We start from the raw sequence: 18,209 nt of genomic DNA, 5'->3' as shown, positions 1-18,209 counted from the left end.
AACGTACCCTTATGCAGGGTGCTTGCTTTCCATAAGGGTACATTTAGGAGTTAAACGTACCCTTATGCAGGGTGTTTGCTTTCCATAAGGGTACATTTAGGAGTTAAACGTACCCTTATGTAGGGTATTTGCTTCCTATAAGGGTACATTTAGGAGTTAAACGTACCCTTATGCAGGGTGTTTGCTTCCTATAAGGGTACATTTAGGAGTTAAACGTACCCTTATGCAGGGTATTTGCTTCCTATAAGGATACATTTTAGGTTTTAACGTACCCTTATCTGTATATTGCAGCTCATAAGGGAGCATTAACGGTTTTCTAATGTGCTCAAACCAGTCCCGCCTTCTATTTGGCTAAACTTTTAATCATATGAAAATAAAATGTTGACTAGCTCTGATTTTGTAGAGTTTGTCTACAGTCTGAAATCTAGTTATCATGACTAGATTTTTCTTTTTTGCAAAAACCCCTGCACAGATTAACCTGAAGTATGTTAGTACCTCATAAGATAGAATTTCTATATGCCTCTCCTCGGGTGGTATTGCACTAGCCAGAATGAGGGTTTGCCAGATTCCGTCAGGTTTGGCGGCTTCAATGAAACCCTCATCAAAGTCTGCCATTTTATCGAACTCTTTGGCTATTGGGTCAAACCCATAAGGGACTTGTTCATCGTAAGCATGAGCCCAATCGCAGCTGGCAATCAAACCAGCTTTATTTTCGTATTGATCGACTGCGAGTAATTAGATAAAGATTATATGAATTCCTTCTTTTATTTTCTGAATTTCCAAATTCTTGCTTGTCTAACGGCCTTGATTTAAGGGTAAAGACAGCTAACGAGACAGCAAGGAGGAACACAAATGGGGAAAAGTATTGAAAGGAAAGTGCCATTTGGACTTGCTATCATCCCTTTGTTAGTTATGATAGTTTCAATGGCAGTAACGATTGTAAAGTTTGAAGGAGACCCGCATATCCCGTTGATTATTGGAACGGTTGTGGCAGGTCTTGTTGCCTGGTTTGCAGGCTTTAAGTGGGATTTTATCGAAGAAGGGATATATAAAGGCATTAAAATGGCTTTGCCGGCAATTCTTATTATTATCACAGTTGGGATGATTATCGGTTCATGGATTGGCGGAGGAATTGTCGCAACAATGGTATACTATGGCTTAAAAATCATGAGTCCTTCTATGTTCCTTGTATCCATCAGTATCATTACGGCATTGATCACCCTGGCTATAGGAAGTTCATGGTCCACAATGGGTACGATTGGTGTTGCTGGTATGGGAATCGGCATGAGCATGGGAATCCCGGCACCAATGGTAGCAGGGGCGATTATATCAGGCTCTTATTTTGGAGATAAAATGTCACCATTATCTGATACGACAAATCTGGCAGCAGGGATTACGGGAACAGATCTGTTCGCGCATATTCGCCATATGATTTATACGACAGTTCCTGCATTTTTGATTGCCCTGGGTATCTACTGGTATCTTGGGAGAGATTTTAGCAATGCAGGAGTAGATAATCAGGAGATTCTTGAAATCATGAATGTGATTCAAACAAATTTCGTGGTATCACCCTGGCTGCTTTTAGTTCCAGCAGCGGTTATTTTACTGGTTGCCTTTAAGGTGCCGGCACTTCCAGCCTTAATCGTTGGCGTGTTTTTAGGATGGATTACGCAGTTTACCGTACAAGGTGGAGCGATAGCTGATGCGGTTAATACACTTCAAAACGGTTTTACGATTGAAACGGGGAACGCTTCTGTCGACGAGCTATTCAGTCGAGGAGGAATTCAGGATATGATGTATACCGTTTCTCTCGCTCTTATAGCGATGGCATTTGCAGGTGTTATGGAGCAGACCGGTATGCTGCGATCAATCGTCGAAAAAATACTGAAGCTCGCACGTACAGCTCGAAGCCTGGTTGTCTCTACGGTCGCAACTTCATTTTTAACAAATGTTGCAGCTGGAGAACAGTACCTATCGATCCTTTTACCAGGACGAATGTATAAAAAAGCGTATGATGACAAGGGGCTTCATTCAAAAAACCTCTCGCGTGCCGTTGAGGATGGAGGCACGGTGACATCACCACTTGTTCCATGGAATACTTGCGCGGTGTTCATTATTTCAGCACTATCTGTCCATCCATTCGAATACGCGCCGTATGCTGTACTGAATTTCACGGTTCCGATTTTATCGATTATCTTTGCATTATTCGGTTTTAAATTGGAATTTGTCAAAAAAGAAAGTTATGAAACAGAATCCGAGAGGAAAGCTTCATAGTTTTAAGGGCAGTACCTATTGGGTACTGTCCTTTTTATTGCTTACATATTTTTGTTCTTGAGAACAAATGTTAACCATGTATGTTAAAAAGTTTGGAGGTTAGCAGATGTTCTATCATGTTAAAGAATTGCAGTATAATGCCAAGCCGGACAGGCCTGATCCTGTATATGCAAAAAAGCTTCAGGAGATCCTTGGCGGACAGTATGGAGAAATGAGCGTCATGATCCAGTACCTTTTCCAGGGGTGGAATTGCCGCGGTGAAAAGAAATATCGGGATATGCTGCTGGATATCGGAACAGAAGAAATTGCGCATGTTGAGATGCTTGCGACGATGATTGCCCAGCTGCTCGATGGTGCACCAGTGGAGGAACAGGAAGCAGCTGTGAAGGATCCAATTATTCTCGCAGCAATGGGTGGCATGAATCCACAGCATGCAATAGTCGGAGGGCTTGGTGCGAAGCCGGACGACAGCCAGGGATATCCATGGAATGCACGATATACAATCGCAAGCGGCAACTTGCTGGCTGATTTCCGTGCCAATTTGAATGCAGAGTCACAGGGCAGGCTTCAAGCGGTAAGACTATATGAAATGACAGATGATCCGGGTGTGAGGGACATGCTATCATTCCTGATTGCGAGAGACCATATGCATCAGCTCCAATGGATCGCCGCGATTTCAGAGCTTGAAGAAAAAGAAGGGCTTGTCGTTCCAAGCACCTTTAACCAGCAGTATGAAAAGCAGGAAGTCAGCTACTCCTTCATGAACTGCTCTAAAGGAACGGAAAGTGCTGGAGGAAAATGGGCTTCTGGCGCCACGCCAGATGGAAAAGCGCAATTCGAATATATTGAAAATCCTGAACCCATGGGACAAATCCCGGAATTAGCTCCGGCACCAGCCCATATGCACGGAACACCTCCACCAGGCAAATTGCCACCGAATAATATGTAATACATTTAGAAGAGAGATATTAGTTTTGCAGGCCAAATCCCAATTGATTTGGTCTATTTTGATTTTTTAAACAAGAACTTTTTCGTAAACTTTGTTGCTTCTACAGCATAAGTAAAAATCGCCTCAACGTATGAATGATTTTCTGAAGGATTTTTGTTAACTATGTGGAAAATTAAATAGAGGTTGTGCCGTTCATTTTAAAAAAAGAGTAAAGTGAATTCAGGGGGATCACCGAATGAAAATAGAGATGAAATTTAAAAATGAAGGGGAGCAAGAAAAACAAAATATTTGGAAGGCCCAAAGAACATCACTATATTGGCTGCTAGGAATTATTTATTTTACTTTTTTAAGTCTGCAGCTTGGCAGGGTACAGGCTATTAGTGATTTCAATTATTCATTGCACGAGATGTTATATATACCCGCAACTTTATCTTTGTTCCTTGTTCCAATAGCGCTTTTAATTTATATATATTTCGTTATGAAATTTGTTCGGAAATGGGGATTGCCAAAACTTAATATAATAACCAGCGTAAAAGCAGTAGTCATTATAGTCTCTCTAATACCAATATTTACAATAACAATTTATCAATCTAAAGAAATTTCTACAGGTGGGGTCTTTATGGTTGAGCAGAAAATACAAGAAGATAATAAATATTTTTTAATACTGAACGGTAAAAAAATAAAAGTATCAATGAACGAGTTTCATTTAGTCGAAGAGAATAGAAGATATCTCGGGACATATATCTGGAATTCACAAACGGAAAGGGGAAAGCTTGAAACCATTGAATCAATTTTGGAATAAGGGTGGTTTCGGAGCCGGTCATAAAATAGCATAAAGTTTACTCTGAATAAAAAACTTACATGGCTGACTAAGCAGGATTTTAAAAAAGAACAGTTTACTTATAAATATCTTTTGAACTGTTTAAAGAGGTGATGTTTATGCTTTTTCATTATCATTTTTGGACCCCATATGTAGAAGAAACTGAGAGGTTTTATGTCAGGAATGGCTTTCGAGTATCTCAGCGCATAGGAAAATACCAGGGAGATTTTTTGCATTTTGATCCACCGTTAGTGTGGAACGATTTTAGGGAGAAGAACATTCTTTTTCGTATTATCGAAGTAAGGAAAGGTAACGTCAATATTACTTTCGGATATGGAAAAAAGGTGATTTTCGACCATATTGGCTTTTTAGTATCTAAAAATGAACATGACGAGATATGTGAAAATTTAAATAAACTGAATTGGAAAGTTGAGAAAGGTGATCGAAGAACTTTTATTACAACACCTTATAATTTCAGGATCGAACTTCAAACTAATATTGACTTAGTAGATTCGGAAGCCAAAGACATCAAAATAAAAGAGTTAAGGTTGGAAACGAAGGTTACAGGACTGGAAAGTGACTTACATATTCTATTCGGTAAAACTGTGGACACAATTAAAACAGTAGTCGGTGATAAAGTGACAATTAAAGAAGCCATTATCAGGGATTATCCAGCTAAACAAATACAGGACCCTAATGGGGTAAAGATTATTACAAAAGCATAATCAAATGAATATTAAAATGCCGCTTGGACCTTTTCAGATCCGAGCGGCGTTTCTATTATCTTGGTTTTTTTTCGAGTTCATTTCCTTAGAATTAAAGCGCAAACGGTATAACATTTCTTATCAGACTTTTTAATTCCGGCCAGCACCTCTCTGGAAGGCTCTCAGGTGGTTTTTCGAAGCATTTCCTAACTGGGTAAAAACCATCTTTACATCCTGAGGCAGGGAAGGTATGGTTTTTAACTTATCGTACATAGCAATATTGTCGATTTCGGCTTGAACTCCTTCATTAAATGCTTCCTTCAAAGTACCAGGTGCTGAAACATATTGATTTGCGTTGTCTTCAGGAATTTGTTTGTCGTATTTCTGGAACAAAGCAACGAGAGCACTGATATGCTGCTGTTCTGCTGCTTTAATATTGCTGAATGGCCTGATGCTGCCGAATTTCCCAATCACGGCATCGTATCTGGCCTGTGCCAGGTATTCGTCCTGGATGGCATATACTAATGCTTCATCCAATGTGATGGAGGTTTCCTTAAGAGCTCCCTTTGCACCAAAGTCAGCAGGCACCTCAGTTTGAGCATGGGCAGAACCAGAAAAACTGATGATAAAAAACATGGCGGCTGCAACTTGAATTATTTTTGATTTCATTGATAAACACTCCTTATGTATAATAGTCAACCTTATTATTTTCATAGAAGTGAATTTGATACGTAAATGGCTATGGGTTTAATTTGCGAGTATGATTCGATATAATAGACGTAACTTTTTCAATAGGAGAGATACAATGTTTTCAAATATAGGATTTCCAGGATTAATCCTGATTCTCGTGATTGCCCTGATCATCTTTGGGCCAAACAAACTGCCGGAGATCGGACGGGCGGTCGGCAAGTCAATGAGAGAGTTCAAGAATGCGACGAGTGGACTCACTGATGACATCAAGAAGGAAATGAGAGAAGATGAAAAAGATAAAAAGAGTTGATTGATTAAAAGCTGCCACTGGCAGCTTTTTTGATTTTACCAGAAAAAAACTGTTCGGCAGATTATAACCGAACAGCGTTGAATTATTTTCGGAAATAAATATGAGTGGCGGACAACAACAGAATCAAACCATTAAATAGATATAACCCGGTATAAATCACAGTCATGATTCCGGCACCCCAGCCCGTGTCATCCCATGTAAAACCGAGATAAAGAGTGCTGAAAAAGATTACTGGTGTAAAAAGGAGAAAGACCACTCCGGCGATTATACGTCTTTTAACATTTCTCGCTGAATGCTTCACTGCCAAATAGTTCGCTGCACTAAACAGGGCGATATTCATTAAGAGCGTCAAAATCATCCCAACTGAATCTGGCATTTTATTTGGCCCCTCTTTTATAAAGCTTTAAGCCAAAGGCAAAGATGAATAGAACAATCGTACAGGCTAGTATACTGGTTGCCAGCATTCCTACCCCAATTCCTGCCCACGGATCGACTGTTGCAGCCACAATAATGCTTGTAACTATTGTGAGCATTCCAATGGAAAGGCTGATGATTGAAGGCAAAAACACCCTCCCAGGAAAAACGTAAACCGTGATCAGCATGAACAGCACGGTATATAACAGGCCAACCGTCCAGCTATTGACGGAGTAATCGATGGCTTTCATGACAAAATTGCTGGGTTGTAGCTTAGGCATATCTAGTGTAAGTTCTTTTAACTTTTTAGTTTCAATGTTCACCGTCCGTAATTTGTATTCCTCGGGTTCTCCCGGCCAATTTATATATTCCAGAAAGAGAATTTCATTTTTCTCGTTAAAAAACTGCGGAGAAACGACAGATGTATTCAAGTCTGTGAGCCTTTTTGTCTTCCCATTTTGCAAATCCTTGTAATATAAATCATATTCAAACAGGGACGTGTCCTTCGATTCATCAGCAACTGTCTTATAAGCAACTGCATTTTTCTCAGGAGATAAAGTTAAATGGAAAATATCCGCCGGCATTTCCCCGTTAAAATCCGCTGAATACACTCGTTGATCTTCCAGGTCAAAGGCATTTGTATCATCAAAATCCTTAAAGATGATTTCTTTTTTATCAGGAGAAAAGATCAGGCTTTCCATTGTATAGAAGTCACGGTCAGTCAACTGCTGCATTCCAGTGCTATCAATTTTTACAGAAAATAGGTCAAAACCTTCCTTAGTTTCCCCTTCGGACTTGAGAGATTCTTCAGCAGGCATGCTCGAAAAGAAAATCGTTTCATTGTCATCTGAAAAGACAGCCTCTGAAATATGCTGTGAGTCGTCTGAAAGTTTTTTAGGATTAGTTCCATCTGCATTTGCCGTGAAAAGTGACTGGATACGGTTTCTGCCCCGTGACAAGTATAAAATCTTGCTGCCATCAGGAGAAAACTGTGGATTAGAGTGATAAACCTGGTCAGGATTGCTCACTCTTTTCACATCTGTTCCATCTTGCCTGGCTGTATAAATCGCAGAGCTGCCGTTATTGAAATAGGAAAAGGCAATGTGCTGATCATCGTCAGAGATAGCCAGACCGCTCCCTAGTCCTGTATGATATTTGTAAGCATCCCGATCACCCAATAATTGATAGGTGATACTCGATATCAACAACAAAGCAACAATCGCAATGCTTCCTACTAAAGTCTTCTTTTTCACTGGACATCCCCCTTTTATTTACTATACATACAATATAGTGTAAATTTACACTTATTAAAAGGGTTTTTTAGGAAAAATATATAAAAATTTCTTAGTGAGTTAGCGGGAAAAGCCCTATTTTCATTTTGAAAAATTTCTCTGATGTTCAATAATAGGACAATTACGAACATGATAAAATAATAGGGAAGGAACAGTCGTAATCAGGGGGTGCAAAGATGGATCCAAGAGGTCAGTCAGGTAAAAGACGCCCATCGAAACGTGTTGTCAATGCCAGAAGAATAATGCGATCTGCGTATTTACTCCATGAATTCGATGAAGACGATCATGACTGGAAAAAGGAAAGGAAACACAATATTCATCGCTCCCAATCATCCACTTCAAAAACTCATGACTACAGGGTAACAAAACTTAAAAATAGGGAAGCTTATAAAACCCACCAAGACGAATATTAAGGTTATTTTTGTAACGGCTGTCATAAGTGGCAGCCTTTTTATATGATCGTAGAGTCTTTCAAGACATTGGCGAGCAGTCACGAAAATGATGGAATTAAGACAGCTTTGGATGCAAACAAGGAAAACCTGTCAAGAAACCGAAGGAATTAAGACAGGTTTGCATGCAAATGAGGGGAAGATGTCAAGAAACCGAGAGAATTAAGACAGCTTTGGATGCAAACAAGGAAAACCTGTCAAGAAACCGAAGGAATTGTGACAGGTTTGGATGTAAATGAGGAGAAGCTGTCAAGAAACCGAGAGAATTAAGACAGCTTTGCATGCAAACAAAGAAAAGCTGTCAAGAAACCGAGAGAATTAAGAGAGGTTTGCATGCAAATGAAGAAAAGCTGTCAAGAAACCGAGAGAATTAAGACAGCTTTGGATGCAAACAAAGAAAAGCTGTCAAGAAACCGAGAGAATTAAGACAGGTTTGCATGCAAATGAAGAAAAGCTGTCAAGAAACCGAGAGAATTAAGACAGGTTTGCATGCAAATGAAGAAAAGCTGTCAGGAAACCGAGAGAATTAAGACAGGTTTGCATGTAAATGAGGAAAAGCTGTCAAGAAACCGAAGGAATTAAGACAGGTTTGCATGCAAACGAAGAAAAGCTGTCATAAAAACAGATGCGGCTCACATCTGGCAACTTTGTTCCGAACCTGTTGTAACTTCGGACAAAAATGAGTGTTGCAAAACAAAGCTGTCAGAATAAGGGTTGACTTCTACGGGTTATTGATCCGATAAAGCTGTCAGAATCATGCTTGACTATTGATAAAATGGGACGTCATCAGCCAAAGCTGTCCTAATAAGTCTTTTAGAAAAAATTCAACTCGTACCTATTTGGAAAATTTATCTAAATTTATATTGCACCACCCACTATATAGTGTTACGATATACTTAGTAAGTAGTAATCCGATATAGAGGAGGCCAATGTATGAGTAAAACTGAGCTTTTGAAAGGTAGTACCAGCATGATTCTGTTATCACTCCTTTCGGAAAAAGAGATGTACGGGTATGAAATCACCGAGAAAGTTCATGAGGTGAGTGAAGGGTATCTCAGCTATAAAGAGGGGACTCTCTATCCGGCATTGAAAAAACTGGAGCTATCAGGGTTGGTTGAAAGCTATTGGGTAAATTCCCATGATGGTCCTCGCCGAAAATATTACCGTATCACAAAGACAGGGAAAAAAGCATTGGCGGATCAAAAGCAAGAATGGAATATGTTTAAGAAAGTCGTACATCGAATTGTAGGTGATGGAAGTGTCAACACAAGAATCAATTAAACAATTCGACGATTATATTAAGAGGCTGATTCAAGATTTACAATTAGAAGACGAGGAAAAAAGGGAACTGGAAGAAGAGTTGACACAGCATTTATATGATCATTATTCATCTTTGCAAAAACAGGGTTTGGAAAAGACGGAGGCAGTCCAAACAGTTCTCGAGCAATTTGGGGACATTCAAATGATTCAGACAGAAGTGAATCAAAGCTATCCAAACGCCATCAAGTCTCATTTCCTGAAAGAAAGTGTCATTGCAATTCTGTGCATTGTTGCCAGCATGATCGGTCCAATGATCTTGATCGGTGCCCATTTCCAACCATACTTTATCTTTGCCCCACTTATAGCATTGACTTTTGCTTATATTATTCATCATTTTATTGCAAAACGCCAAACCGACTGGAAGTTGTCTGTTATCGGAATAATCGTCATCTACATATTCTTCCTGCAGCTGTATAAAAGAATGTACGGCACATCCCTGTCATTGGAAGCATATGGCGGCCATTTATTCACTTTAGATTGGAACAGGCTGACTGGATCCAGTGGGCTGTTTGAGTTCGCTACCATTCATATGATGTGGTATTTGATTATTGCTATTCAATTCATCACCAATAACAATTACATCCCTGTTTGGAAAAGGAGTTTTAACTCTAGTTTCCAGTATTGGGCGATGCTGTTGATTGGTGTGTTTTTGGCTAGGTTTCAATCTAGTGCCGAGTGGTCGGTCCTTTTTGTAAATATTTTCCTGTTATACGCTTTTCTGCAACAATCGATATCCATCAAGGGAATCCGGATATTTAGCCAAAAAATATCTCGGATGTTTTATAGGCAAACACTTTAATTCTTTGGAGGTAAGGATGGCGGAACTTAAGAAGGGAATTGTCCCATTTTTATTGGTGATGATCCTTGCGTTCATCATGATTGATTTTGGAGATGGAGAAATCAAATACATTATGGTTCATTATGAGTCCCTTCCAGATAAGGAAAGGAACTTTATTAGGGAATCCGGTCCAGGCGGAACAGGGATATTTCAACATAATGGATCATCCTATGCTTTTATAGCCACTGAACCTGATGAGAAGGTGGAAGTGTTATTCGTAGGGAGAGCGGAAGACGGAATCGGTAATGAAATTAAATACAAAGTTGTTAAAAATGATAATGCCGATTATACGAATATCATTGAAGGAAGGATGGGAAGGTTCGCTTTATATCTGCTTAGGTTGGAAACAGTAGTCCCACCTCCGTTTGGTTTTCATAATAAAAGTCTTTAATTTCGCTGCCAGAATTGGCAGTTTTTTTTACTCCATTATCGGAAAAAAGTGGTATAATTGGAAAGTGTGAAAAAGCTAGCTGAAAGGGAGGTCTACCTATGCAGCTTACGCTTTCTGCTGTTGCCTTTATAGCTATTGTTTTCCTGACCATTTTCATTGTGAAAACCAGTGCCAAGGAGCAAAAAAGAGCGATTGTTGGGTTAATCTTTTTATCAACTTCATCTGTGGCGATTGCATTAGCGTTGAATTCGATGTATTCCCTGATATTTTTTGCTGCACAATTAATTTTATTGCTGATGGCCATAAGCCTGGCGTTAAGGGAACAGAAAGAACAAAGAAAAAAAGGTTAATGCAGAAAGATTCCGGTATTCTGCATTGATTGCCATGTAGGGGGGACACGATCCAAGCGGACAAACAGTCTGTTTATTTTTTGTTTCTGAAAAAACAAAAATGTTGAATATTTTCTTGAAAAAATATAGAGTATTATAGTCTCAACCATTATTCTTTTGGTAAGTTTATCTATAGCTTTTAAAAGGTATATGGATATAGGGAAATAAGGAAGACATAGAATGACGCCCAGTAAATTCCGCAATATTCGTGTGGATTTTGCAAGGCTTAATGGGTAATTCTATTGTTAATGAGACATCTACATAAGTGTTGTGGAAGAGGAAGGAGAGAGGTTGATGGAAGGAATTTGGCTTGAATATGCCTGGGCATTGTTGATATTGATCGGTCTTGAAGGTTTGCTGTCGGCTGACAATGCACTTGTACTGGCGATCATAGCGAAACATTTACCTGATGACCAGAAGAAAAAGGCGATAAATTATGGAATAATCATGGCGTTTGTTTTTAGGTTTGGGGCATTATTTGCTATTTCATTCATTGCAAACGTCTGGCAGGTACAGGCTATCGGTGCCGCTTACCTGCTTTATCTTGGACTGAAGCATGTCATACAGGCTAAGTTTGGTAAAGAAAATGAAAATATCCGCGAGGAAGAAGAGAAGGAAGCAAGAGGGATGGGCTTTTGGCCGACTGTTGGTAAAATTGGTTTAGCAGACCTTGCGTTTGCGATCGATTCCATTCTCGCAGCGGTAGCTCTTGCGCTAGGCCTCCCAGATTCACCGCTAGGAGATTTTGGCGGTATGGACGGTGGAAAGTTCATAGTAGTCCTTCTTGGGGGAATCGCAGGTCTGATCTTAATTAAATACGCAGCAACATGGTTCGTTAAGCTGCTTGATCAGCGTCCAGCATTGGAAACAACCGCATATGCAATCGTAGCATGGGTCGGTGTTAAGCTAGCAGTCATTACCCTTGCTCATGAAGATATTGCGGTCTTGCATCATGATTTCCCTCATAGCACACTTTGGACAACCATCTTCTATGGTGTATTGATCACAATAGCTCTAGTCGGCTGGTTTGCTCCAGCGAAAAAAACTAAGGGCGAAGAGAACTCTTTATAATGAATGAAGCAAAAAGTGCGTGTAACCCGTAATGGGTTGCCCGCACTTTTTTTTATTGCTTCAATACCTTCTCTAATTAGTAAAAGTTTATCTGCACTCCTGGGTGGAATAGTCATTTATAAGGATGATCCTATGTAAAGGAGTGTTGGTATGAACGCAGCAGAATTAATGATCAAATGTTTAGAACGTGAGGGTGTGGAATATATATTCGGTGTTCCCGGTGAGGAAAACCTTGATATTATGGACGCTCTCCTCGATTCGAGTATTGAATTTGTAGTTACGAGACATGAAACGAATGCCGCTTTTATGGCTGGGACATATGGAAGATTAACAGGCAAGCCTGGTGTTTGCCTTGCAACTCTTGGACCAGGCGCGACGAATCTTTTAACAGGAGTTGCCAATTCAAATATGGACCACAGCCCGATTGTTGCGATTACAGGACAGGCAGGCTTGGACCGTCAGCATAAAATCTCCCATCAGTATTATGACATGGTTTCGGTTTTTGAACCGGTGACGAAGTGGAATACACAGGTGAAAAAGGCGGAAATCATACCTGAGGTTGTCCGGAAAGCATTTGATGTAGCCCAAGGCGAAAAGCCAGGAGCCACCCATATCGATTTACCAGAGGACATTGCTGCAATGGAGGTTGAAGGGAATCCTCTGGACATCAGTGAACCAACAATCATGGAAGCTGGGGAACGTGTGATCAAGGATGCAGTTAAGCTGATAGAACAGGCAAAGCATCCACTAATCCTTGCCGGAATGGGTGTTGAAAGGGGACAAGCAGAAGAAAGTCTGAGAACTTTTGCGGAAAAAGCAGATCTTCCCGTCGTTCACACCTTCATGGGGAAAGGGGCGATATCCTGGAAGAATGACTTAAGTCTGCTGACGGCTGGCATTAGCGGCAAGGACTATATAACATGTGGATTTGATCAGGCTGACTTGATCATTGCGATAGGCTTTGACATTGCTGAATTTCCGCCGAAAAACTGGAATCCTGATGGAGAAAGCCCTATTTTACACATCGATACTATAGAGGCTGAAACAGATGCCAATTATCCTGTAAAGCATAGCGTGATTGGTAACATCAATGAAAATCTCAAGCAATTGGAAAAAGTTATATCACCCAAAGAAAGGGATAACAATTGGGTTTCCCATGTAAGGGAAAAAACGCTTGATGAATTCCAGTCCTATTCGGATGATACTGGGTTCCCTGTCAAACCACAGAAAATCATCTCAGATCTGAGGTCCGTCATGAATGAAGAAGATATTGTCATCTCGGATGTGGGTGCCCATAAAATGTGGATGGCGAGAATGTACCATACTTTTGAACCGAATACTTGCCTGATCTCTAATGGTCTCGCATCCATGGGAATAGCCGTCCCGGCGGCCATCGCTGCAAAAATGGTTCATCCGGAACGGAATGTTGTCGCGGTCGTTGGTGACGGAGCTTTCCAAATGTCCAGTGCAGAACTTGAAACGGCTAAGAGATTGAATCTGCCGATTATTATCCTTTTATGGCGTGATGGCGGCTACGGACTTATTGAATGGAAGCAGATGAAGGAGTTCAACAGATCTTCGAATATCAAGTTTGGCAATCCTGATTTTATCCAGCTGGCAAAATCATACGGTTTTGAAGCGATTGGAATAGAAAAAGGAGGAGAACTGAAGGATGCGATCAAGGAAGCGGTCGAGATGAATAAGCCAGTTTTGATCGATTGTCCTGTGGACTACAGTGAAAACATGAAGCTCACTGAGAAATTAGGTGAAATTCTATGCTAGGAACAGGAGGGAATGTCATGAAAATAGCTTCGATCATCAACGGCGCTGAAAGTATTGATAGCAGCGGAGAAACGATGGAGGTAAGGAATCCATACAGCGACGAGTTGGTTGCAGAGATGCAGCTGGCTGGAGACATGGAGATGGAGGAGGCAATCGAAAACAGTCTCCAGACCTACCATAAAACAATGAAAACTATGCCGGCCCATGAACGGTCGGATATTCTCCGCAAGGCATCCGATCTGCTGGAGGAAAAGCAGGAAGAGTTTGCTGAAATTATTGCCATGGAGGCCGGCAAGCCGATCAAGCACAGCCGGGCGGAAATCAAACGATCGATTCAAGTTATCCGATTCTCAAGCGAATTGTCCAAGCATATGACGGGAGAGGTTTTACCAATGGATGCAGCTCTTCGGGGCGATAATCGAATGGGCATGGTAAAACGGGTGCCGATGGGTGTAATCGGCGCGATCACTCCTTTTAACTTCCCGTTGAACTTATCGCTCCATAAGATTGCCCCAGCTATAGCTGCGGGTAATACGGTTATTTTCAAGCCAGCAGAGAAAACACCATTATCAGCATACATGCTTGCGAAGCTTTTTCAGGAGGCAGGTCTGCCAGATGGAGCTTTGAATCTTGTGTTAAGTACCGGTAAGGTAGCAGGAGCAAGCCTCGTTCCCCATAAGGATGTCCCGAAAATCACCTTTACGGGCAGCCTGACAGTCGGAAAAATCATCCGCGATACAGCCGGCTTTAAAAAGGTTACAATGGAGCTTGGTTCCAATTCACCAAACATCGTTTTTGAAGATGCCGATATAGATGATGCGGTCGAACGCCTTGTGAATGCAGCGTTTGGTTACTCAGGCCAGGTATGTGTATCGGCCCAAAGAATTTATGTCCAGCAAGGTGTATATGATGAGTTCCTAAAGAAATACAAAGAGGCAACGAACAATCTGAAAATCGGCGATCCATTGGAAGAAGAAACAGACTTTGGTCCGATGATCGATGAAAACGCCGCGAAAAGAATCCAGGAGTGGGTTGAAGAAGCCAGGAATGAAGGAGCAACAATCGAAACTGGCGGAGAAAGGAAGGGTACGATAATGTACCCGACAATCATCACAAACGTCAACAAGGACATGAAGGTCGTCAAAGAGGAAGCGTTCGCTCCAATTGTAACCGTGATGCCGTTTGAAACGGAGGAAGAAGCGGTTGAAAATACAAATGACTCTATCTATGGATTGCAGGCAGGCGTATTTACGAAGGATATCAGCCGTGCTTACCGCGTCGCAGACAGCCTGGAAATGGGCGGCGTCTGGATCAATGAATCGTCCGTATTCCGCCAGGATAATTATCCATATGGAGGAGTGAAATTGAGCGGACTTGGCAGAGAAGGCGTAAAGTATGCAATGGAAGAGATGACTGAATTGAAGTTTATAGGGGTTCGGCTTTAAAAAGAAGGAAGCTTAAAGGCTTCCTTTTTTGGTTGACTACTTTCGTATCATTACACTTTTGCTACCCTAATGCATAGTGGCCAAATAATATATTCTCAACCATCTCGGCTTGAGAATCCTTACAATCGACAATAACAATCAATTCGGATTGAACCCCTTTTAACAATCTTCGTTTCTTTTGAATGATTACTTCTGTGAACAGGCGAATGGCAAATCCGATCAGTCCTCCGGCAGCTGCACCGATCAACCCCCAATAAATAGGTCCCCACGCCAGCTTGAACCCGATACTGGCACCGATGACGGAAAATGCAGTAGCCAGCGCTGCCCCAATATCGATTAGTGATGTTCCATCTGATCGATTGATATTATCAAAAACTTTCCGCTCCTCCATACGATTATCAAGGGGGAATACAAAAATATCCTTCTTTTTAATTCCCTTTTTCTCAAGAGTGGCAATAGCCATTTCTGTATGCACAGTATGTTGAAAAGTTGAAAATAGCTGCATTGTTAGTCCACCTTTATACCTTTCAGCACACGAAACAAAGGAGATTGGTACTTCTCCTGAAAATAGGCACGCTGCTCTTTATCGTATAACTTGTTATTTTCAACAGTATTGATATAAGCGTCAAAAACTGCAAATCCATATAGAGAAGGGAAGAATAAGAGCCACTCAGGATTAACGACCGAAGTTGACTTTGCTATTTCGCCTAAAAATAAGAGTGAAATAGCTTCCAGAGCCCGGGAGTAATAAAAAGAGACAACGCACCAAATGATGACAAAAAAAGCAGTCACGATTCGGTGAATATAAAGTTGACCTAAGCCAGGTACAAATAGGGACCAAATTATAGCCAAGACAGGATTTCTTTTATCCACATAATTAATTTCCATCGCGCCTATACTGAAGGAATTAAATCGGTGCTCCTCACGTTCTGCCATTAAATATATTTTATTTAAATCTACGGTTGTCCGGTAACTATTTCAGATTCCGAATATATAAACTGGGATATATATTAATAACCACCTTGTATCCAATATGTCCTTGGCCATATCATTCTCACCTTGAAAGAATAAATCATTGCTATATTAACATTAGCTTTTATATTTACCACGACTTCCCAAATAAATAAAACAAAACCCCGAAAATACTTCGATAACAACAGATGGCCAAACCCCGGAAAGGCAGCACTCCACCAAGCGATGATGTAAGGGTTTCTAAGATGGATCTGGGTGGTTCCCAGTGTGCTGACTTGCGCGGTGTACCTTCTTGCTGTGTTGTCATTAGTATAATTGTCCAATGGAAGGCTCCGATCAATACCGAGCTAATTGGAGATTACCTTGTCCCATAATGGTTTGATTTTCTCAGGATTAGACAGTTCTCTAAAAATCCAGTCTTCTTCACGATCTAATAAATCTCGAAGATAAACTGCAGCATTTTGATGTTTTTGCGGAGTGATGTTTTCTTGGATTGCAAGCACTCTCTTAATAACAGCATCAGGGAGTGAGTTCTTAACTGTTTTCATTCCTAATTGAGCCCTTTCTGGTTTGTATCTGTGCAGCAGGACTCTGGCTAGATGTGCCATAACATGATTGAGCAGGTTAACAGACCATAAATCATTCCCTCGTGCCGAGGATTTTTTATATTGGTAGAGAAACCAGGCAATGTCATCCACTGCATCCTGGTACTCCCCAGAAGATAACCTGAGGCTCTGTGATGCCTTATATTTTTCCAATCGATAGTGAGGGTCATGGATGATTTTAAAATAGTCTTTTTCAATAAATGTCTCCTCTGTCACAGTAAACAAATCCACGTGAAGCATATTCTCATACACGGCTAGAATTTGCGGCGCAATGATGAAAATGTCATCGTGAAAAAGCAATTTTCCATATGATTCAAGATGTTTGATCCGGCTTTTCAGGAAATCATCCAACTCTTTTTCATCAACAAGGCAATACAAATCTAAATCAGAAAATTCGTCCTGCTCACCGCGCCCGATAGATCCTTTTACAAAAATAGCTTGAACTCTTGAGTCTTGTTTAAGGCTGCTCGCTAAAACTTCAAGTGCATCTTCTAACGCCATTATTTCTCTCCCAGCCAGTCTTCCAAACGCTGAAAACTTTCCTTCGCATCTTGATATCCAACTTCATATAGGCGGGTCAGTTTATCGGGATTGCGTTCAACTCGTCCTACTTTGAGATCCTGCGACGGCCTGATTACGAAGATTTCATTCCTGGCCTCAAGCGCTTCTATGTAATCCAGAGTTTCGTTGTACATTTTATAGCGTATTTCAAGGGCCTTGTGCAGTCCTTTGAAATCCTTATACACATATCGCGGCAGCCAGGCAAAGGATGATTTTTTCTTGCGGTATCCTTTTGGTTTCGTCAATACAATGACGTTCTTTTGAACACCGTCAGCCATTGCTTTCCTGATGGGAATAGGATCGGAAATGCCGCCATCCATCAGCTTCCTGCCCTGAAATTCGATTGCCGGAGCCATGAATGGCAGTGTGCTTGAAGCCCGGATGATTTTCAGGAAGTCCTCAGAAACATCATTTTTGTCAAAGTAAACAGGTTCCCCGGTGATGCAGTCGGTAGTGCCGACAAGGAATTTTTCCGCGGCGCTGTTAAATGTTTCGAAATCAAAGGGAACCAGCTCATTCGGGAGTTTATCAAAAATGAAATCCATTCCGAACAATTCTTTTTTTAAGATTAAGTTTCGATAGGAAATATAATCTTGATGCGTAACATAATCAATCGTAACCTGCTTGTTCCGGCCAGGCTGTCTAGCCACATAGGAAGACCCCTGGCATGCACCTGCAGAAACACCGATCACATACGGGAAAAACAATTCATTCTCCAAAAAATACTCTAATACCCCTGCAGTGTAGACACCTCTCATGCCTCCACCCTCAAGAATCAGACCACTGCTAAACAAGATTACTCCCCCTTAAATCTATTTCTATCAGTCTCATGTTGTTTTCTATAAAAATAGTCTATCACAGAGTATGCAGATTTTTACAAGTTATGATTGTGAAAAAGTAATATCCTCGAGCAGAACTGTTTAAATCAGGGAA

The 18,209-nt window shown here is 40.9% G+C and carries 20 protein-coding genes and 1 pseudogene; 13 read left to right on the top strand and 8 right to left on the bottom strand.

From position 1 onward, the window contains the following. Positions 1-363: 363 nt before the first annotated feature. Positions 364-615, bottom strand: a complete 252-nt coding sequence (locus tag J7I80_RS22885; protein ID WP_214741729.1) for a hypothetical protein — start codon at positions 613-615, stop codon at positions 364-366. A gap of 249 nt (positions 616-864) precedes the next feature. Here J7I80_RS22885 and nhaC point away from each other — a divergent pair, with 249 nt between their 5' ends. The 4 genes from nhaC to J7I80_RS22865 all read left to right on the top strand — a co-directional run bounded on the left by nhaC (position 865) and on the right by J7I80_RS22865 (position 4,768). Continuing rightward, positions 865-2,274 carry a Na+/H+ antiporter NhaC gene (nhaC, locus tag J7I80_RS22880; protein ID WP_214741750.1) on the top strand — a complete coding sequence of 470 codons (1,410 nt, stop codon included), beginning with the start codon at positions 865-867 and terminating at the stop codon, positions 2,272-2,274. 106 nt (positions 2,275-2,380) lie between these two features. Beyond that, on the top strand, positions 2,381-3,223 hold the full coding sequence (locus J7I80_RS22875; protein ID WP_214741727.1) for a manganese catalase: 843 nt from the start codon (positions 2,381-2,383) through the stop codon (positions 3,221-3,223). 235 nt (positions 3,224-3,458) lie between these two features. Beyond that, on the top strand, positions 3,459-4,025 hold the full coding sequence (locus tag J7I80_RS22870) for a hypothetical protein (protein ID WP_214741725.1): 567 nt from the start codon (positions 3,459-3,461) through the stop codon (positions 4,023-4,025). 137 nt (positions 4,026-4,162) lie between these two features. Then, positions 4,163-4,768 carry a VOC family protein gene (locus tag J7I80_RS22865; RefSeq protein WP_214741723.1) on the top strand — a complete coding sequence of 202 codons (606 nt, stop codon included), beginning with the start codon at positions 4,163-4,165 and terminating at the stop codon, positions 4,766-4,768. A gap of 129 nt (positions 4,769-4,897) precedes the next feature. On the opposite strand, the gene J7I80_RS22860 is transcribed toward J7I80_RS22865, so the two are convergent. Next, positions 4,898-5,416, bottom strand: a complete 519-nt coding sequence (locus J7I80_RS22860; RefSeq protein WP_251027927.1) for a ferritin-like domain-containing protein — start codon at positions 5,414-5,416, stop codon at positions 4,898-4,900. Between the two features lie 136 nt (positions 5,417-5,552). Between J7I80_RS22860 and tatA the strand changes: the two genes are divergently transcribed. Further along, positions 5,553-5,747, top strand: a complete 195-nt coding sequence (gene tatA, locus J7I80_RS22855) for a twin-arginine translocase TatA/TatE family subunit (protein WP_214741721.1) — start codon at positions 5,553-5,555, stop codon at positions 5,745-5,747. A gap of 82 nt (positions 5,748-5,829) precedes the next feature. On the opposite strand, the gene J7I80_RS22850 is transcribed toward tatA, so the two are convergent. Together J7I80_RS22850 and J7I80_RS22845 are read right to left on the bottom strand one after the other, a co-directional pair. After that, a complete protein-coding gene (locus J7I80_RS22850; RefSeq protein ID WP_214741719.1) occupies positions 5,830-6,123 on the bottom strand; it encodes a hypothetical protein in 294 nt (97 codons plus the stop codon). Between the two features lies 1 nt (position 6,124). Beyond that, a complete protein-coding gene (locus J7I80_RS22845) occupies positions 6,125-7,414 on the bottom strand; it encodes a TolB family protein (protein WP_214741717.1) in 1,290 nt (429 codons plus the stop codon). Positions 7,415-7,629: 215 nt separating this feature from the next. On the opposite strand from J7I80_RS22845, the gene J7I80_RS22840 reads away from it, so the two are divergent. From J7I80_RS22840 to J7I80_RS22805, 8 genes are all read left to right on the top strand, one after another. Continuing rightward, positions 7,630-7,866: a hypothetical protein gene (locus J7I80_RS22840; protein ID WP_214741715.1), complete on the top strand. Its 237-nt coding sequence runs from the start codon at positions 7,630-7,632 to the stop codon at positions 7,864-7,866. Positions 7,867-8,835: 969 nt separating this feature from the next. After that, positions 8,836-9,183 (top strand): PadR family transcriptional regulator, encoded by a 348-nt coding sequence (locus J7I80_RS22835; protein WP_214741713.1) that lies wholly within the window; start codon positions 8,836-8,838, stop codon positions 9,181-9,183. After that, on the top strand, positions 9,161-10,021 hold the full coding sequence (locus J7I80_RS22830; protein ID WP_214741711.1) for a permease prefix domain 1-containing protein: 861 nt from the start codon (positions 9,161-9,163) through the stop codon (positions 10,019-10,021). The genes J7I80_RS22835 and J7I80_RS22830 overlap by 23 nt, the downstream gene beginning before the upstream one ends. A gap of 16 nt (positions 10,022-10,037) precedes the next feature. After that, positions 10,038-10,451: a hypothetical protein gene (locus J7I80_RS22825; RefSeq protein ID WP_214741709.1), complete on the top strand. Its 414-nt coding sequence runs from the start codon at positions 10,038-10,040 to the stop codon at positions 10,449-10,451. Positions 10,452-10,549: 98 nt separating this feature from the next. Then, a complete protein-coding gene (locus tag J7I80_RS22820) occupies positions 10,550-10,801 on the top strand; it encodes a hypothetical protein (RefSeq protein WP_214741707.1) in 252 nt (83 codons plus the stop codon). A gap of 333 nt (positions 10,802-11,134) precedes the next feature. Further along, a complete protein-coding gene (locus J7I80_RS22815) occupies positions 11,135-11,911 on the top strand; it encodes a TerC family protein (RefSeq protein WP_214741705.1) in 777 nt (258 codons plus the stop codon). A 150-nt stretch (positions 11,912-12,061) separates the two neighbouring features. Continuing rightward, positions 12,062-13,693, top strand: a complete 1,632-nt coding sequence (locus tag J7I80_RS22810) for an acetolactate synthase large subunit (RefSeq protein ID WP_214741703.1) — start codon at positions 12,062-12,064, stop codon at positions 13,691-13,693. 17 nt (positions 13,694-13,710) lie between these two features. Continuing rightward, positions 13,711-15,138: an aldehyde dehydrogenase family protein gene (locus tag J7I80_RS22805; protein ID WP_214741701.1), complete on the top strand. Its 1,428-nt coding sequence runs from the start codon at positions 13,711-13,713 to the stop codon at positions 15,136-15,138. 61 nt (positions 15,139-15,199) lie between these two features. Here J7I80_RS22805 and J7I80_RS22800 read toward each other — a convergent pair whose 3' ends face one another. From J7I80_RS22800 to J7I80_RS22785, 4 genes and pseudogenes are all read right to left on the bottom strand, one after another. After that, entirely contained in the window at positions 15,200-15,643 is a 444-nt protein-coding gene (locus J7I80_RS22800; protein WP_214741699.1) for a hypothetical protein, read from the bottom strand. 2 nt (positions 15,644-15,645) lie between these two features. Beyond that, positions 15,646-16,433: pseudogene (locus J7I80_RS22795) on the bottom strand (hypothetical protein). 24 nt (positions 16,434-16,457) lie between these two features. After that, a complete protein-coding gene (locus J7I80_RS22790; RefSeq protein ID WP_251027925.1) occupies positions 16,458-17,216 on the bottom strand; it encodes a nucleotidyltransferase domain-containing protein in 759 nt (252 codons plus the stop codon). Continuing rightward, positions 17,216-18,073 (bottom strand): patatin-like phospholipase family protein, encoded by an 858-nt coding sequence (locus J7I80_RS22785; RefSeq protein ID WP_483297720.1) that lies wholly within the window; start codon positions 18,071-18,073, stop codon positions 17,216-17,218. Before J7I80_RS22785 ends, J7I80_RS22790 begins: the two co-directional genes overlap by 1 nt. Positions 18,074-18,209: the final 136 nt, after the last annotated feature.

It is taken from the genome of Bacillus sp. ISL-41 (assembly GCF_018613235.1).
In the GTDB taxonomy this organism is placed as follows: domain Bacteria; phylum Bacillota; class Bacilli; order Bacillales; family Cytobacillaceae; genus Mesobacillus.
Note: the sequence above shows the minus strand (reverse complement) of the source record. Positions and strands in the feature narration are given on the sequence as shown.